The 17,055-nt window shown below is 57.3% G+C and carries 13 protein-coding genes; 7 read left to right on the top strand and 6 right to left on the bottom strand.

All coding sequences use genetic code 11. The features are described from left to right. Positions 1–16: 16 nt before the first annotated feature. Complete coding sequence (locus tag GHO42_RS11535) at positions 17–916, bottom strand: D-hexose-6-phosphate mutarotase (protein ID WP_095021421.1); 900 nt, start codon at positions 914–916, stop codon at positions 17–19. Between the two features lie 22 nt (positions 917–938). Next, positions 939–1,340 carry an acyl-CoA thioesterase gene (locus GHO42_RS11530; RefSeq protein WP_003438129.1) on the bottom strand — a complete coding sequence of 134 codons (402 nt, stop codon included), beginning with the start codon at positions 1,338–1,340 and terminating at the stop codon, positions 939–941. 373 nt (positions 1,341–1,713) lie between these two features. Here GHO42_RS11530 and GHO42_RS11525 point away from each other — a divergent pair, with 373 nt between their 5' ends. The 7 genes from GHO42_RS11525 to GHO42_RS11495 all read left to right on the top strand — a co-directional run bounded on the left by GHO42_RS11525 (position 1,714) and on the right by GHO42_RS11495 (position 11,149). After that, on the top strand, positions 1,714–3,003 hold the full coding sequence (locus tag GHO42_RS11525; RefSeq protein WP_094999527.1) for an MFS transporter: 1,290 nt from the start codon (positions 1,714–1,716) through the stop codon (positions 3,001–3,003). A 166-nt stretch (positions 3,004–3,169) separates the two neighbouring features. Beyond that, entirely contained in the window at positions 3,170–4,156 is a 987-nt protein-coding gene (locus GHO42_RS11520; protein ID WP_094999526.1) for a phosphate ABC transporter substrate-binding protein PstS, read from the top strand. Between the two features lie 217 nt (positions 4,157–4,373). Continuing rightward, a complete protein-coding gene (locus GHO42_RS11515; protein ID WP_094999525.1) occupies positions 4,374–6,659 on the top strand; it encodes an ABC transporter permease subunit in 2,286 nt (761 codons plus the stop codon). Between the two features lie 15 nt (positions 6,660–6,674). After that, on the top strand, positions 6,675–8,345 hold the full coding sequence (gene pstA / locus GHO42_RS11510; RefSeq protein ID WP_095017950.1) for a phosphate ABC transporter permease PstA: 1,671 nt from the start codon (positions 6,675–6,677) through the stop codon (positions 8,343–8,345). A gap of 155 nt (positions 8,346–8,500) precedes the next feature. Then, positions 8,501–9,334: a phosphate ABC transporter ATP-binding protein PstB gene (pstB, locus tag GHO42_RS11505; protein ID WP_094999523.1), complete on the top strand. Its 834-nt coding sequence runs from the start codon at positions 8,501–8,503 to the stop codon at positions 9,332–9,334. A gap of 85 nt (positions 9,335–9,419) precedes the next feature. After that, complete coding sequence (phoU, locus tag GHO42_RS11500) at positions 9,420–10,181, top strand: phosphate signaling complex protein PhoU (RefSeq protein ID WP_094999522.1); 762 nt, start codon at positions 9,420–9,422, stop codon at positions 10,179–10,181. Positions 10,182–10,258: 77 nt separating this feature from the next. After that, on the top strand, positions 10,259–11,149 hold the full coding sequence (locus GHO42_RS11495) for a response regulator (protein WP_094999521.1): 891 nt from the start codon (positions 10,259–10,261) through the stop codon (positions 11,147–11,149). A gap of 69 nt (positions 11,150–11,218) precedes the next feature. Here GHO42_RS11495 and GHO42_RS11490 read toward each other — a convergent pair whose 3' ends face one another. The 4 genes from GHO42_RS11490 to GHO42_RS11475 form a co-directional block, all read right to left on the bottom strand. Then, entirely contained in the window at positions 11,219–11,935 is a 717-nt protein-coding gene (locus tag GHO42_RS11490; protein ID WP_095017952.1) for a hypothetical protein, read from the bottom strand. A gap of 43 nt (positions 11,936–11,978) precedes the next feature. Beyond that, positions 11,979–12,554: a hypothetical protein gene (locus GHO42_RS11485; RefSeq protein ID WP_095021419.1), complete on the bottom strand. Its 576-nt coding sequence runs from the start codon at positions 12,552–12,554 to the stop codon at positions 11,979–11,981. Positions 12,555–12,901: 347 nt separating this feature from the next. Then, positions 12,902–16,519, bottom strand: coding sequence for a tubulin-like doman-containing protein (locus tag GHO42_RS11480; protein ID WP_169916976.1), 3,618 nt, complete (start codon positions 16,517–16,519; stop codon positions 12,902–12,904). 104 nt (positions 16,520–16,623) lie between these two features. Continuing rightward, positions 16,624–17,034 (bottom strand): hypothetical protein, encoded by a 411-nt coding sequence (locus GHO42_RS11475; protein ID WP_095024788.1) that lies wholly within the window; start codon positions 17,032–17,034, stop codon positions 16,624–16,626. Positions 17,035–17,055 lie beyond the last annotated feature (21 nt).

Raw genomic sequence — 17,055 nt, 5'->3', positions numbered from 1 at the left:
ACAGGTTTTGGTTGTATCAGGTTTTCAGGCGCTCGCTGCCAATACTCACACCCAGCGTATGGCTGGCGCCCGGTGCCAATGTGATGATGTCATCCATCACATTGGCGGTTTCGATGCACAGCATGCGTTGCCAGCCATCTGCGGCCATATCGCCGAGCGTGGCGGTCTTGTCGATCCAGGGATTCCAGATTACCGCCGAGCGCGAGCCGCGGCTGGTCAGCTCGAGCGTGCGCGACCAGTCCGGGTCGACGATGCTCAACTGCTGCGGGGTATCGAGGTAGATACGATCGGTTTCGCCGCTGAAGGTCAAATCGCCCGCTTGCGCAACACGTTTCCAGTCGTCGAGTGTGTCGATGTAGGTCAGGCCGTCGACTCCTTTGACCTCAACCTTGCGCACGTCGCTGACCGCAAAGTAGCTGTGCAGGGCCTGGCTGATGCTCACCGGGATGCTGCTGCGGTTATGGCTGGTGAGGCTGATATGCAGTTGGCTGTCGAGGCGGATGTTCAGGGTCAGCGCCACGTCGTGGGGCCAGCCGGGCAGGCCGCCTTCGATGTGGGGCAAGCCCAGCGCTATATGCAGCGCCTCACCGGCGTCATCGATCTCCAGCACTTCCCATTCGCGCGTACGTACCAGGCCGTGGGCCGTGGCGGGCTCATCGCTGTGGCGCATGGCCTGTACGCTTTGCGGGTTGAGTGCCAGGTTGCCAAACCAGGGCCAGCACACCGGCACGCCCGTGCGGATGCCATGGCCTTGCTTGAATTGGGCTTTTTCGTTGAGCCAGATGATCGGCGGCTCATCACCTACCTGATAACTGAGAACCTGCGCGCCCTGTTTGGCGACCAGCAGTTGGGCCTGGCCATGCTGGAAGTGCCAGCACTCCAGTTCATCCAGGGTGACTGACTCAATGTGGTGCATGGCAGGTTCTCTATTTATAGGTTTAACGACGTGGCGGAACGGAGCGGGTGCGGCCGCTGCCATCGATGGCGACAAAGACAAATACCGCTTCGGTCACTTTACGCCATTCGCTGGACAACGGGTCGTCACTCCACACTTCAACCATCATCTGGATCGAGCTGCGGCCGATCTCAAGTGCCTGGGTGTAGAACGACAATTGTGCGCCCACGGCCACGGGTACCAGAAATGCCATACGATCAATAGCGACAGTGGCTACACGGCCACCGGCAACCTTGCTGGCCATTGCGGTACCGGCCAGGTCCATTTGAGAGACCAGCCAGCCGCCAAAAATATCGCCGAAACCATTGGTCTCGCGCGGCAGGGCGGTGATTTGCAAGGCCAGATCGCCTTGCGGAATTGGATCTTCTTGTTCGAGCTCTAGCATGCCTAAGGGCCTCTGACCCGTGATTCATCATAAGTACTGCGGGTGAAAAAGCGTCTTTAGAAAAACGATTCAGCCCGAACATACTACGTTCGTCACGTTCTTCATAAGCCGCACCAAGGGGAAACTCTGCGAAATCGGCTGAAGTGGCCAGCGGACGTTTTCGCACAGCAACCTCAGAAGTTACCAAGTGTTTCTTACAGCATGAGTATATCGGGGGACAGCCTGGCCGACGACCTCCTGATTCTGCTTTTTGGGTGCGCTGCACGTCTAGCTCTGTGCTTTTGTAAACAATTTGTTATCTTTCAAAACCTGCCCAGCCCCTGCCGGCGAAGTTGCAGCTTTTTGCCGTGCCTAATAAGAGAAGCAATACCCCATGATCACAGAGCCTTCCAGTGCTGCACCGCCTTCGCGGCCGTTAACCCGTAATGACTATAAAACCTTGTCGCTGTCTGCCTTGGGTGGTGCGCTGGAGTTTTACGATTTCATTATTTTTGTATTTTTTGCCACCGTGGTCGGGAAACTGTTCTTTCCGGCGGACATGCCCGAGTGGCTACGTCTGATGCAAACCTTCGGTATTTTCGCTGCGGGTTATCTGGCGCGTCCTTTGGGCGGCATTGTCATGGCGCACTTTGGTGATTTGCTGGGGCGCAAAAAGATGTTCACGTTGAGCATCTTCATGATGGCTGTACCGACTTTGATCATGGGCTTGCTGCCGACCTATGCGCAGATTGGCATGTGGGCACCGATTCTGTTGCTGCTGATGCGCGTGATCCAGGGCGCGGCCATTGGTGGTGAAGTGCCCGGGGCCTGGGTGTTCGTGGCCGAGCATGTGCCGCCACGGCATGTGGGCTACGCCTGCGGCACCCTGACCTGCGGGTTGACCGCGGGCATCTTGCTGGGTTCCCTGATGGCCACGGCGATCAATACGATCTATACGCCGGCTGAAGTGTCTGACTTTGCCTGGCGGATTCCATTCCTGATGGGCGGCGTGTTCGGCCTGTTCTCGGTGTACCTGCGTCGCTGGTTGCACGAGACACCGGTATTTGCCGAGTTGCAGCTGCGCAAGGCGCTGGCTGCGGAAGTCCCGCTCAAGACCGTGCTGCGCGACCATCGCGGGGCGATTGTGGTCTCGATGCTGCTGACCTGGTTACTGTCTGCCGGGATCATCGTGGTCATTCTGATGACGCCCACGGTGCTGCAAACCATTTATGGTTTTTCAGCGACCACCTCGTTGCAAGCCAATAGCCTGGCGATCGTCTTTTTGAGTTTGGGTTGCATCGCTTCGGGCGCCCTGGCTGACCGCTTTGGTGCGGGCAAGGTGTTTGTGGTGGGTTGCGCCGGGTTGCTGATCACGTCGTGGACCTTCTATCACAGCCTGCTGCAGCATCCGGACTGGCTGTTCCCGCTGTATTCCCTGAGCGGTCTGTTTGTCGGCACCATCGGTGCCGTCCCTTATGTGATGGTTAAAGCTTTTCCGCCAGTGGTGCGTTTCAGTGGCCTGTCGTTTTCCTACAACCTGGCCTACGCCATCTTTGGCGGTCTGACCCCAATGGCCGTGACCCTGTTGCTCAAGGAAAGCCCGATGGGGCCGGCGTATTACGTGGCCATTATCTGCACGATGGGCCTGGTGGTCGGTGCTTATTTGTGGAAAAAGGGCCGCTGAGACATCGCTCAGTGGCCATGACACTTCGCTAGCCTCTCCCCGAAGGCCATCATTTGTAACGAATGATGGCCTTTCATCTAATTGTCACAATCGGTTCATAGAGTAGTCACATGGCCTGCAGATACTGGCCCCCGATTCATCTAACCCCGTTTGCTAGGAGTAAGGCATGAAACTGAAGCGTGTGATGGCGGCCCTGACTTTTGTCGCCGCAGGCGTTGCAACTGCCAATGCGGTTGCCGCTGGTGTTGACCCGGCTATTCAGCCCTACGTGAAGACCACTGGTGTGTCGGGCAACCTGTCCAGCGTTGGTTCCGACACCCTGGCGAACTTGATGACCTTGTGGGCTGAGGCGTACAAAAAAGAATACCCGAACGTAAACATCCAGATTCAAGCTGCCGGTTCTTCGACCGCGCCGCCTGCGATTACTGAAGGCACCGCTAACCTGGGCCCGATGAGCCGCAAAATGAAAGACAACGAACTGGCTGCCTTCGAGCAGAAGTACGGCTACAAGCCTACCGCCATCCCGGTGGCAGTGGATGCCCTGGCCGTGTTCGTGCACAAGGACAACCCGATCAAGCACCTGACCATGGAACAGGTTGATGCGATCTTCTCTTCGACCCGCCTGTGCGGCGCCAAAGCCGACGTTAAAACCTGGGGCGACTTGGGTGTGACCGGCGACCTGGCCAACAAGCCGGTTCAACTGTTCGGTCGTAACTCGGTATCCGGCACTTACGGCTACTTCAAGGAAGAAGCCCTGTGCAAAGGCGACTACAAGCCTAACGTGAACGAACAGCCGGGCTCGGCTTCGGTTGTGCAGTCGATCAGCAGCTCGCTGAACGGCGTCGGTTACTCGGGCATCGGTTACAAAACCGCCAGCGTGAAGACCGTGCCTTTGGCTAAAAAAGGCAGCACCGAGTTTGTCGAAGACACCGAAGAAAACGCACTGAACGGCAAATACCCGCTGTCGCGTTTCCTCTACGTGTACGTGAACAAGGCGCCGAACAAGCCGCTGAATCCGCTGGAAGCCGAGTTCATCAAGCTGGTCCTGTCCAAGCAAGGTCAGGAAGTGGTCGTGAAGGATGGCTATATCCCTCTGCCAGCCAAAGTCGCTGCCAAAGCATTGGCTGACCTGGGCCTGAAAGAAGGCGCATAAGCAGACGCCATGTGGGAGCGGGCTTGCTCGCGATGCAGGCAACTTGGTACATCAGACCTATTGAGTTGACGCCATCGCGAGCGAGCCCGCTCCTGCAGGTCTGCCTCGCAACCGCTTCACCAAATTTTCCATTCCGCTGCCAGCACCGTTGGGCGGCGGATTTTTTGCGTCACTGCTTTGTCATCTTTCTGTCATACAGGACCGCTAGGGTGTGCGCATGAATGATCTGGCCAATTCCCCAATGACTACGACATCCGCTCCCAAGCGCATTGATTTCAATACGCCTGAACTGCAACGCAAGCGCCGTATCCGCGCGTTTAAAGATCACCTGACCCGCTGGTATGTATTTATCGGCGGTCTTGCCGTGCTTGGCGCAATCACTCTGATCTTCTTCTTCCTGGGCTATGTGGTTTATCCACTGTTCCAGGGTGCCGACCTGAACGCCAAACAGGCGATTACGCCGGTGTGGATGCAGGACGCCGGCAAGCCGCTGATGATCTCCATCGAAGAGCAGAATCAGGTCGGTATGCGGGTGTCCGACAAGGGCATGGTGTTGTTCTTCAATGCGAAGAACGGCGAAGAGCTGTCGCGGGTCAACCTGCCGTTGCCGGCCGGCACTCAAGTGACTTCTCTGGGTGAAGACCAGCCGGGTAATCCGGTGGCGGTGCTGGGCCTGTCCAACGGTCAGGCGCTGGTGTTCCGTCACAGCTATAAAGTCAGCTACCCGGATGGCAAGAAGACCATCACCCCGGCAATCGAATACCCGTATGGCGAAACGCCAATCGTCCTCGACCCGCAGGGTGGTGCACTGGATCACGTCAACCTCAGCGTCAACGATTCAACGCTGGTGCTGGCCGGTTCCTCGGGCGCGCAACTGAACGTGCTGTCACTGGCCCGCGAAGAAAACATGATGACCGACGAGGTCACCAACACCGAGACCCGTATCGACCTGCCGCAGATGACCGCGAAGGTCAAAGCGCTGTATATCGACCCGCGTCAGCAGTGGTTGTATGTGATCAATGATCGCGCCCAGGCCGATGTCTTCAGCCTGCGCGACAAAAGCCTCAACGGTCGCTACAAGCTGGTGGATGACGCAACCACCGAGATCACCGCCAGCACACAACTGGTGGGCGGTATTTCGCTGATTTTTGGTGATTCCAAGGGCGGCCTGAGCCAGTGGTTCATGGCTCGCGACCCGGATGGCGAGCAGCGCTTCAAACATATCCGCAGCTTCCAGATGGGCACGTCGCCGATTGTTGAAATCACTGCCGAGCAACGCCGCAAGGGCTTCCTGGCTCTGGACGCGGCCGGCGAGATCGGTGTGTTCCACAGCACCGCGCATCGCACCCTGCTGGTCGAGAAAGTGGCAGAAGGTCCGGGCGTCATGGCGTTGTCGCCGCGTGCCAACCGCATCATCGTGGAAGAGGGCGGCAAGCTGCTGCCACTGACCCTGAAGAACCCGCACCCGGAAGTGTCCTGGAGCGCGCTGTGGAGCAAGGTCTGGTACGAGAACTACGACGAGCCTAAATACGTCTGGCAATCGACAGCCGCCAACACTGACTTCGAACCGAAGATGAGCCTGGCGCCATTGACCTTCGGTACCTTGAAAGCAGCGTTCTACGCGATGTTGCTGGCGGCACCTCTGGCCGTTGCCGCAGCCATCTACACCGCTTACTTCATGGCACCAAGCCTGCGCCGCAAGGTCAAGCCGGTGATCGAGCTGATGGAAGCGATGCCGACGGTGATTCTGGGTTTCTTCGCCGGTCTGTTCCTGGCGCCGTATGTGGAAGGCCACTTGCCGGGGATTTTCAGCCTGCTGGTGCTGATGCCGATCGGCATTCTGGTGGCGGGCTTCACCTGGAGCCGCCTGCCCGAGTCGATCCGCCTGCGTGTGCCTGACGGTTGGGAAAGCCTGATCCTGATCCCGGTGATTCTGTTTGTATGCGGCCTGTCGCTGTATATGAGCCCGTTCATGGAAGCCTGGTTCTTCGGTGGCGATATGCGCCTGTGGATCTCCCACGACCTGGGCATTACTTACGACCAGCGCAATGCTCTGGTTGTGGGTCTGGCAATGGGCTTCGCGGTGATCCCCAACATCTACTCGATTGCTGAAGATGCCGTGTTCAGTGTGCCTCGCGGTCTGACCCTGGGTTCGCTGGCGCTGGGTGCCACACCGTGGCAAACCATGACCCGCGTGGTCATCCTGACGGCCAGCCCGGGGATCTTCTCGGCACTGATGATCGGTATGGGCCGTGCGGTCGGCGAGACGATGATTGTGTTGATGGCCACCGGTAACACCCCGGTCATGGAAATGAACCTGTTCGAAGGCCTGCGTACCCTGGCGGCGAACGTGGCGGTGGAAATGCCGGAGTCGGAAGTGGGCGGTAGCCATTACCGCGTGCTGTTCCTCTCGGCGCTGGTGCTGCTGTTGTTCACCTTCATCATGAACACTCTTGCCGAACTGATTCGTCAGCGTCTGCGCAAGAAATATTCGTCGCTTTAAGGAAGGTAGAAGTCTGTGAAACAGAACTCCCTCAAAGGCTGGTTCAAGAGCGGCGCTCCAGGCGTCTGGATCAGCGGTGGCGCAGTGTCCATCGCCGTCATCATGACCATCGGCCTGCTCTCGGTGATTGCCGTGCGTGGCCTGGGCCACTTCTGGCCGGCCGACCTGATCCACGCTGAATACAACGTGCCGGGTGATGCCAATCACCTGGTGATCGGCGAAGTGGTGCAAAAGGAAGAAGTGCCCCGCGAGCGCCTGAAAAGTGCGGGCCTGCCGGTGCCGGAACAAGGCCCGGAGTTCATGACCCGGGAGCTGATCAAGGTCGGCAACCGTGACCTGAACGGCAATGATTTTACCTGGGTGGTCGGCGAGTGGTTGACGAACCAGAGCACGCCGCCCGAGTTGATGGCCATTGAGCGTCGCGAGTGGGGCAACTTCTACGGCTACCTGGTTAACGTCAAGGAAAACGGCAAGGTGGTGGCAGAAGGTGCCGCGGCCTGGCCGGAGCTGCAAGCGCGGGTCAAGCGGGTCAATGACCTGGCCGCGCAACTGAGCCAGCTTGAGAAGAAAGACATCGGCGCGATCAACTACGGTCTGGAGCGTATCCGCCTGCACGGTCGCAAGCTGGAGCTGGAAGGCAAGCTGACCCCGCAGGCACAGGCCGACATGGAAACCGAGCGCGCCGAGCTGAATGCCCGCTACAAGGCCATCGAGGACCGCCTGGGCGAACTGCATGCACAGTTTAACCGTGACAGCCTTACGGCCCGGGATGCCAACGGCAAAGAGCTGGAAATCGGCATCGGCAAGGTGGTCAAGGTGTACCAGCCGAACGCGATGAACAGCTGGCAGAAACTGGCGATGTACTTCAGCAATATCTGGGAATTCCTGAGCCAGGATCCACGTGAAGCCAATACCGAGGGCGGGATCTTCCCGGCCATTTTCGGCACGGTAATGATGACCCTGATCATGGCGGTGATCGTGACGCCGTTTGGCGTACTGGCGGCGGTTTACCTGCGTGAATATGCCAAGCAAAACACCCTGACCCGGATCATCCGTATCGCGGTGAACAACCTGGCAGGCGTACCGGCCATCGTTTACGGCGTATTCGGCCTGGGCTTCTTTGTGTATGTGCTGGGCGGCTCGGTTGACCGCCTGTTCTTCGCAGAAGCATTGCCTGCGCCGACCTTTGGTACACCTGGCCTGATGTGGGCTTCGCTGACCCTGGCGTTGCTGGCCGTGCCGGTAGTGATCGTGGCCACCGAAGAAGGGCTGGCGCGGATTCCGCGTACAGTGCGCGAAGGCTCGCTGGCGCTGGGTGCAACCAAATCGGAAACCCTGTGGAAAATCGTGCTGCCGATGGCCAGCCCGGCCATGATGACCGGCATGATCCTCGCCGTGGCCCGTGCCGCCGGTGAAGTGGCACCGCTGATGCTGGTGGGCGTGGTCAAACTGGCGCCGTCGCTGCCGCTGGACGGCAACTACCCGTACCTGCACCTTGACCAGAAGATCATGCACCTGGGCTTCCATATTTATGACGTCGGCTTCCAGAGCCCGAACGTCGAAGCCGCCCGACCGCTGGTATACGCCACGGCGCTGCTGCTGGTGCTGGTGATCGCGACCCTGAACCTGTCCGCCGTGTGGATTCGTAACCACCTGCGCGAGAAGTACAAGGCGCTGGATAGCTGATAGACACATGACCTGTGGGAGCGGGCTTGCCCGCGATGGTATCGGTAAGGTTTCAGCGTGAAACCGAGGTGCCTGAATCGCGAGCAAGCCCGCTCTCCCAGAAGAAACCCGGTTACTGAAAAACCGAAACGAATTTTTAGCGTATGGAGCAACCCATGCAGCATGAATCCTCAACCCACGGCATCAACATGTCCGCCTTGGGTCGCACCAAACAAAGCTTGAACCTGGCCAACGAAGAAGTCGCCATTGAAGTACCGGGCCTGAATCTTTACTACGGTGAAAAACAGGCCCTGTACGACGTCAGCCTGAATATCCCGAAACAACGGGTAACGGCATTTATCGGCCCGTCCGGCTGTGGCAAGTCCACGCTGTTGCGTACCTTCAACCGCATGAATGACCTGGTGGACGGCTGCCGCGTTGAAGGCGAGATCAACCTGTACGGCAACAACATCTACCGCAAGGGCGAGGATGTAGCCGAACTGCGTCGCCGCGTCGGCATGGTATTCCAGAAGCCCAATCCGTTCCCCAAAACCATTTACGAGAACGTGGTTTACGGCCTGCGCATCCAGGGCATCAATAAAAAGCGTGTGCTCGATGAAGCCGTCGAATGGGCGCTCAAGGGCGCGGCGTTGTGGGACGAAGTCAAAGACCGCCTGCACGACTCGGCACTGGGTTTGTCCGGTGGCCAGCAACAGCGTCTGGTGATTGCCCGTACCATCGCGGTAGAGCCCGAAGTGTTGCTGCTCGATGAGCCATGCTCGGCACTCGACCCGATCTCGACGTTGAAAGTCGAAGAGCTGATCTACGAGCTCAAGTCCAAGTTCACCATCGTGATCGTAACCCACAACATGCAACAGGCAGCCCGTGTCTCGGATTACACGGCGTTCATGTACATGGGCAAAATGGTTGAATATGGTGACACTGACACGCTGTTCACCAACCCGGCCAAAAAGCAGACCGAAGACTACATTACCGGGCGCTATGGCTAGTTTGAGCGGCATTGCCCGTTCTATGTCACGATAATTCGGCTGGCCGCTAACCGCGTGCAGCTCACAGCTTTTGCGGAGCAGAACCATGATTTCAAAGGATGGCCTCACCCATCACATTTCCGCGCAGTTCAACGCGGAACTCGAAGACGTGCGCAGCCACCTGCTGGCGATGGGCGGCCTGGTCGAGAAGCAGGTCAACGATGCGGTGACCGCACTGATCGAGGCCGACTCGGGCCTGGCGCAACAGGTGCGTGAGATCGATGAACAGATCAACCAGATGGAGCGCAATATCGACGAGGAGTGCCTGCGCATTCTGGCCCGTCGTCAGCCTGCGGCGTCTGACTTGCGATTGATCATCAGCATTTCCAAGTCGGTGATCGACCTGGAACGCATTGGTGACGAAGCGACCAAGATCGCCCGTCGGGCCATTCAGTTGTGCGAAGAAGGTGAGGCGCCGCGCGGATACGTTGAAGTGCGCCATATCGGTGACCAGGTGCGCAATATGGTGCGTGATGCACTGGATGCGTTTGCCCGCTTTGACGCCGATCTTGCCCTGTCTGTGGCGCAGTACGACAAAATCATCGACCGTGAGTACAAGACCGCGCTACGTGAGCTGGCCACTTACATGATGGAAGATCCGCGTTCGATCACGCGTGTGTTGAGCATCATCTGGGTGCTGCGCTCACTGGAACGTATCGGCGACCACGCCCGCAATATCTCGGAGCTGGTGATTTATCTGGTACGCGGTACAGACGTGCGGCACATGGGTCTCAAGCGCATGCGCGAAGAAGTTCAGGGCACGGGTGCCGATAACGCTAATGTTGCGTCGTCGCCTGACGATAAATAAGGCAGCCCGATCTAAAAAACGCCCGGCTCAATGCCGGGCGTTTTGGTTTTCGGGCGTTCATATCCAAGGAGCAGTCGATGAGCAAGGTTAGTGTGCTGGTGGTAGATGACGCGTCGTTTATTCGTGATCTGGTTAAAAATTGCCTGCGTAACTACTTCCCGGGCATCAGGATCGAAGACGCGGTCAACGGCCGCAAAGCCCAGGCCTTGCTGTCCCGTGAAGCCTTCGATCTGGTGCTGTGCGACTGGGAAATGCCGGAGATGTCCGGCCTTGAGCTGTTGACCTGGTGCCGCGAGCAAGACCGTCTGAAAACGCTGCCCTTTATCATGGTCACCAGCCGTGGTGACAAAGAGAACGTGATCCAGGCCATTCAGGCCGGAGTTTCGGATTTCGTCAGCAAACCCTTCACCAATGAGCAGTTACTGTCGAAGGTGAAGAAGGCGTTCACCAAGGCGGGATTGCTGAGCGCCGTGATGGCCAGCACCCCGACGCGGGTTAATTCGGCCTTTGGCAATGACTCGCTGAATGCATTGACCGGTGGCAAGGCGCAGGTCGTGACCCCGACGTCGGTGACATCTGCCCCGGTTGCCCCGGCACCACGGCCGGCACCTGTCGCGGCACCGGCGCTGACCAGCCGTGGTCAGGGGCAACTGCGTTTGCCCAGCGGTACCCAAACCTGCGTAATCAAGGCGTTGAGCCTCAAGGAGGCGCTGCTGGTGGTGCGTCGTGGCGAAGTGCTGCCTCAGGTACTGGACAGTGCCGTACTCGACCTTGAGCAGGGCGAGAACGCCGAGGTGGCGCGTTTGAACGGTTATCTGCATGCCATCGTGGCATTCGAGCCAAAACCGGACAGTGCGTGGTTGCAACTGACCTTTCGCTTTGTCGATCAGGACGCCGACAAAATGAACTATCTCTCGCGGCTGATCGCCCACGGCACGGCGCAGAAGCATTTTGTGCCGGGTGCGTGATGACAGGAGCCTGTGTAGCCGCTGCCTGGTTTCTTCAGCAGCGGCTACAGGGCGAATGCAACCCGCCAGCTATCGATCCAGAAATGCCAGCTGATAGGTCTCGCGATCAATCATCACCAACTGCACATTGTTGATTCGGGTGTTGGCCGGCTTGCCGTTGACGGCCACCGATGTTTCGATCCGGTAGATACCCTGCGGCGCACGCTCATCGAGGGTGATGGTGAAGGTGTTCTCGTAACCGCCACTGCCGCCTTTGGTGTTCGCGATCTTGCTGCCTTCTTTCAACGGCTTGGCCTCGTTGGGGGCAAACAGGCGGATCTCTTCCTTGATTTCGCTGATCGGCTGGGTCGCACCGTTGATCGCAACAATATTGGAAACCACGGTAATCGGTTGACCCCGTTTGATGGTCATACCGGGCTGGATACTGGTGTCGTAGCTAACCAGTTCTGGCTGGGCCGGTTGTTTCTTGCCCGAGGTTTTATATTGTTGTTCAACTTCTTGAGCGGTTTTGGTCTGTACCGACTTGGCATTGATCGCGAAACAGGCGGCCATGCCGGCAACCCCGCCAATCAATACGCCTGCGCCTTTATCGTTGGCACCGCTCACAGCAGCACCCGCTGCCGCACCTGCTGCAATTGCCAGCCCGCACTTCATCCAGTCGCTGCCACTCCAGTTGGTCGGGTTGATGCTGGCAGAGTCGATATTGGCGCAGCCTTGCAGACCCAGTAGCGAAGCCAGGCCCAAGGCCAGCAAGCGTTTATCCAAAGAGTTGGAGGGCAATTTCATCAGTAACTTCCAAGTAAGAGAGGGGAAAACTCATACACCCTGATTATTCGATCCGGGTTCGATTCAGTGCTTCTTTGAGTTGTTGTTCAGCCTGGCGGATGATGTTGCGCGCCCGACTATTGTTTGGGTCCATACCCAGCACGACCCTGGCCACGGCAATTGCAGACTGGTACTCCCCGGCATTGAGCGCGTTTTGCGCTTGTTGCAGGGAGGCATTAACAGCTTTGGCAGCCTGTTGCTGCTGTTGGTCACGCACCTGGCGATCGGCCGCTTCCTGGCGCTGGCGCTCAAGAGCTTGCTGTTCGCGCAAGGCATCGGCTTGTCGCGCCGCCTCGGCGGCCTGGGCTTTGAGCAGCTGCTGTTTTTGCGCCGCATCCTGCAATTGTTGCTGGCGCGCCTGGGCGGCCTGCGCACGCTGCAGCAGACTCAAGGCGCGAGGGTCATTGCTGTCCTGTTGCAAGGCGAGCCCGGCATTGTCCAGCGCGCAAGCAAAGTCCCTGGTGTCAAAACAGCTCTGACCGGTTTGCAAAAAGCCATCGAGCTTTTGCTGGCTTTGCCCGGCCATCATCTTGATTGCAACGTAGCCGCCCACCACCACTGCCAGAGTTACAACTGCCATTATCAGGGCCGGTTTTCTGTTGGTGGGCGCTGGTGTTGCGGCAGGCGGCGCAGGTGGGGGAGACGCCGGACCTGGTACAGGTGTTGGCGCTGCAGCAGGTATGTCCCGGGGTGGTGGAGCACTGGCAGGTGTGACGGTTGCTTTGGGTGCAGGGGTGGCTGGCCGAGCCTTGGGTTCAGCTGCCGGTACCGGGGTAACCGCTGCGGGCGCCTGCTGAAGCGGGGCGCCGCAGAACGGGCAGTATTTAACTGGGCCGCAGAGCCCCTGACCGCAGGCGCTGTTGGCGCATGAGGTCGGGAATGCAGAGGCTTTGGCTGACGATGCGGACATGGTCTTCTCGTGTGCGCTCAAGGTGCTGGCGGTGGAGCCGGGGCTGTCAGAGGAGGGCCGCCCACGGCTGGCGCAAACAGGTGCGCAAGCTCCATGATTTGCCCGGCCGTCTGCCAGGCAGGCATACCTTCACGCCACAGCAGGCTGTCGCGGGTGATTTGCCCGGACTGCACATATTGCTGCAATTGCTGGGTGTTGTAAGGGCCGTAATTGGTCCCGCTGACACTCAGGTGGTAGCTGTGCTGTGGTGCGGCGAACGGTGGTGGTGGGGCCATGCCAGGGGCTGCAGGTGCAGTGCTTGCCTGGGTGGACAGATTTTCCAGCCAGCCGTCGGTGAAGAACTCTTTATTTACCGTGAGTTTTTCGCCGTGATCACCCTCAACTTCATCGTGATAGACGTCGGCTTTTGAGCCTTCGATCCGCTGCCCCCATTGCTCCATAAGGGTTTCAGCGCGGTCTTTGAGGTTTTTCGCATCAGTCGGTGCCTGACGGTCAAGGCGTTCCAGATACTCTTGCTTTAAGAGTTCTGCGATGTTGCATGGGAAGGCTTTGAAATTATATGAGCGTCCGCCTTCATCTTTCTTTTTCGGCTTATAGGCCGTGCTGCTCATGTCTTCGAAAATCGTCGCCAGCACCGCAACTTGGAAGGCGTTAAGGCCTTTGGCCTTGTCGTTGACCTGACGTTCGATGTCGGCACGGTGGATGCTATGGAACCGGCTTTGGCGAATAGAAAACTCATCGCCCACGGTGAAGTTGTCCTTGGCCAGCATGAACTCATACAGCCCGTTGTTCAGACGCTTGAGGACGCCCAAGCCAATGGCATGCAAGTAGAGTTTGAAATCCTCAGCGAACTCGCGGTACTGCTCTTGATTGAACTGGATCGGTTGTACGAATTGGCTAATGCGTTTATGGATATGCAGGGGGATGGAGGCGCTTTCTTTACGATAGCTGGCTAGGTACGTCGACAGCTGGGTGATAGCTGGGATCGGGAACCCGCTCAATTCGGTGTAGCACACCAGTTTGCCGGGCATGCCTGATTCAAAGAAATTGATTTGTCCTGCTGTGATACCCGCGCCTTGTGGCAAGCATTCCGCAATTTGAGCGCCAAACAAGCGGTTGAATTCAGTCGAGTTGTGTACGCCAATCAGGCAGGTGTAGAGGTCTTTGTGGATATTGAAATCACCATTGAGGTTAAGCGGTACCCATGGCATGGCCCGCAGCAACAACATCCTGAACTTCTCTCGCTGTTCTTCGGGGGGTAGTGCCGCCAATGCGGTCATCAACGGATCCACATCCGCTTGATTTTTAGGTAACTGATGCACTGCTTTATTGCGCAGCGCCTGTAGCAGTTCCTCTTGACCTTCTTTGGTCTGCAACTTGCCAAACAAGGCTTTTGAGCCACCAAAGTCTTTGAAAGCGTCCTTGGCCCACTCGCGTACTTGCTGGCTGTCGACGGGATGACGGTCGTCACTTTGCACCAGTTTTAGCGGAATCAGCGTGGCGTGTTGAGTCTGAAGCCCGGCATTGATTTTGGCGATGTTTGAGTCGATGCGATGCAAAAGATGATCAACTGCGTTACGGCCGTCCTGCAGGCGTCCTACAAAACCGCTCCACACAGGGCGACCGTTGACGTCTACTGGTCCTTTGCGGCCCAACCATTCAGAGATATCACGCAGCAACTGAGCCGCTTCGCGCGCGGCAATCGAACGTACGTAGAACAACAGGCTTTCACGCAGGGTATCTTTGACCTGGCTGATCACAGTGTCGGCTTGTTTATCTTTACCGCTCAGTCGCGCCAATAGTCCTTTGCCAGTCGTTTCTTTCAGGCGCTCGAACTCGCGTGCCAGCTCAGATGATTCGAGCTTTTCCGACAGTTCTTTAAAGCGTCCGGCATTTTTCTCCAGCGCAGGGATGATGCCATTGTCGTTTTCAAGGCGGTCTTTGATCATTTCGACCAGTGCCAGGGTGTAATCCAGCCCTCCGCGCTCGTCATCATCCAGACGACGGAACAATTGCTCCGGCAAGCTATCTTCGCGTGTCCATTGTGCGAAACGTTTCAGTCGGTTTTCCTTGATCCGCACTTCATGGTTACGCTCGGCGCTGTCGATAGAGCTGCCTTTGGTGTCACGCTCAAGCTGCTGTTGAATCTCGCGGACCAGGGTCAGCCATTGATCCTTATCGGCGCCGCCATTTTGCAAGCGTTCGAACAGAGATTCGACTTTGTGCTCAATTTGCGCAATGACACTGTTGTCACCTTCTACCTGTAGCAGATCATCGGCGATCTGATAGTGAGTGAACTCGCCAGTGGCTTGGGTTAACTCCACACGGGACAGAAATTCTGGCAGGTCGGTGAAGGTACGTGCCGTGATGGTGAGTTGTTCCTTCAGGAATTCGTCACGCTCTTTATCGGTTGGACGATTACTGATGACTTCGCTATTGGCGACGCCGAAAAACGCCTTAAGCATGTGCTGCACTTGCTGATTCAGACGTACGTTCTGGCGGGCGTCAATTTGTGTGTCGAGAACGGCCTGCCCGACCGAGGAGTAGATACGAGGAAACTGCAGTGTGTTGTTGTCGCCATAGTCGCGCGGCAGGCTGACATCAAAGTTCTCGGTCTTGAACAGGTTTTGGTTTACGGAAACTGATCGCTTTTTGTTGGCGAAGTCTTGTGAAGTGAAGTCGGTGAACAAGATGTCGGAAAGCATTTCATAGACGTCTTCCTGATTCTCGGTTCTTGCTTGTGCGACGTTGCTGTTGTCTAGGATGAAAACGTCATCGTAGGGGCGACTGTCGATAAACAGATTGTCGGAGGCGTCCCAATGTTTTAGCAGGGGATTGCCGCGCATGCAGGTTTCCATTTCCATCAATGCAGCGTAGCCGTTCGCTTGAACACGCTCGCTGTTGAAGGCTTGGAAACCGCCTGGCAGGACGAGGAACAAGTCGACCTTGCCAACAATGTTTTTTTCTTTAAGGATGGCCTTGGCCAGATAGCCCATGTCCAGGAATGCACCGGAGCCGGTACCCCCGGCGGCTGAGCCGGTAATAACGATCCGCAGTTTTCCCGGTTCGATTTCCAGACCAAGTTTTTTCAGCTTGTCTGCTTGAGTACCAATGTTATTGAGCAAACGCCCGACTTTGTCGCGCATTTTGTCGCGGATTTTTGGATATTTGTCGAAGAAATACAGGCGTGACAGTGCACGAATCTGCCCTGCCCCCTTGGAGGGGTCGATGCCTAAAGCTTTGATTTTATCTGGTGTCAGCGGGAACCATTCGGCCACTTCACGGTGGCGATTGAGCTCATCCATGGAGTGGGTGTATTTGCTCAGATGCAGAGGCTCAATGACTTTCTCTTCAGAGGTGAAGGCCACTTGCTCGGCCAGCACGTCGGTTTTTACTGACTTACCATCCTGGGTTACTTCACCTGAATCGAGGTCGAAATTGATGAACTGCACCAGCGGGAAATCCGAGATATGTTGGACTTGATTATTGCCTCCCCAGATCGCATTAAGGATGCGCCGGCGCAGGCGAATATTGACCTTCATACCGGTGCCGCCAAGAGCGATAAACAAAGTGGGGTATATTTTGTCGCAGACCGGAGGGGTTGCAGGGCCGGTCAGTTCTTCACTCTTGTCCATCTCAAACTCCATGAGCCCTTGGGGGCAACCGATGCTTTCGGTGTGTTAATCCAGTATTCAGGTCAGGCGGGCCAAAGACAGGTGTCTGCCAACGGCCGATGAGCTCAGCGTTTAGCCGAAAACGTCATCAGCCATGCCACCAGCGAGATGGCAGCTACGCCACCCAACGGTGCGATGTAGAGCGGCGCAAGGAACTGCCCCGAGTTGAGTACGGCGAGCACGGCCATGATGGCGATCATCAACAGGCCCAGAAACAGGAACCAGCCCGAAGCATTGGCCCGGCTTGGCGCTACACGCTCACGCACGCGCCAGTTGGCATAGGCGTTTTTGATTACGAAAAACACGATTGCCAGTACTACCAGCACCGCTACGCCAATCAGGGCATCGCGACTGTCGACTTTCTTCGCCCCAAGATCCAGGCCCAACGGTTGTGGAGCAGCCAGAGTGGTCGTGGTGGGCGACGGCGCAGGGGCTTCGCTTTCAATCGGTGCTGGCAATGTGCTGGTCTGTGCCATGTATAAAACTTCCTTGCTATG

The organism is Pseudomonas sp. FSL R10-0056 (assembly GCF_009600105.1).
GTDB lineage: Bacteria > Pseudomonadota > Gammaproteobacteria > Pseudomonadales > Pseudomonadaceae > Aquipseudomonas > Aquipseudomonas bubulae.
The sequence above is the reverse complement of the archived record's forward strand: the minus strand, read 5'-3'. Positions and strand labels throughout refer to the sequence as shown.

What these genes read in the sequence shown, in the direction of transcription:
- GHO42_RS11535 (WP_095021421.1), bottom strand. Translation starts at nt 916, where the DNA reads ATGCACCACATTGAGTCAGTCACCCTGGATGAACTGGAGTGCTGGCAC.
- GHO42_RS11530 (WP_003438129.1), bottom strand. Translation starts at nt 1,340, where the DNA reads ATGCTAGAGCTCGAACAAGAAGATCCAATTCCGCAAGGCGATCTGGCC.
- GHO42_RS11525 (WP_094999527.1), top strand. Translation starts at nt 1,714, where the DNA reads ATGATCACAGAGCCTTCCAGTGCTGCACCGCCTTCGCGGCCGTTAACC.
- GHO42_RS11520 (WP_094999526.1), top strand. Translation starts at nt 3,170, where the DNA reads ATGAAACTGAAGCGTGTGATGGCGGCCCTGACTTTTGTCGCCGCAGGC.
- GHO42_RS11515 (WP_094999525.1), top strand. Translation starts at nt 4,374, where the DNA reads ATGAATGATCTGGCCAATTCCCCAATGACTACGACATCCGCTCCCAAG.
- pstB (WP_094999523.1), top strand. Translation starts at nt 8,501, where the DNA reads ATGCAGCATGAATCCTCAACCCACGGCATCAACATGTCCGCCTTGGGT.
- phoU (WP_094999522.1), top strand. Translation starts at nt 9,420, where the DNA reads ATGATTTCAAAGGATGGCCTCACCCATCACATTTCCGCGCAGTTCAAC.
- GHO42_RS11495 (WP_094999521.1), top strand. Translation starts at nt 10,259, where the DNA reads ATGAGCAAGGTTAGTGTGCTGGTGGTAGATGACGCGTCGTTTATTCGT.
- GHO42_RS11490 (WP_095017952.1), bottom strand. Translation starts at nt 11,935, where the DNA reads ATGAAATTGCCCTCCAACTCTTTGGATAAACGCTTGCTGGCCTTGGGC.
- GHO42_RS11485 (WP_095021419.1), bottom strand. Translation starts at nt 12,554, where the DNA reads ATGGCAGTTGTAACTCTGGCAGTGGTGGTGGGCGGCTACGTTGCAATC.
- GHO42_RS11480 (WP_169916976.1), bottom strand. Translation starts at nt 16,519, where the DNA reads ATGGACAAGAGTGAAGAACTGACCGGCCCTGCAACCCCTCCGGTCTGC.
- GHO42_RS11475 (WP_095024788.1), bottom strand. Translation starts at nt 17,034, where the DNA reads ATGGCACAGACCAGCACATTGCCAGCACCGATTGAAAGCGAAGCCCCT.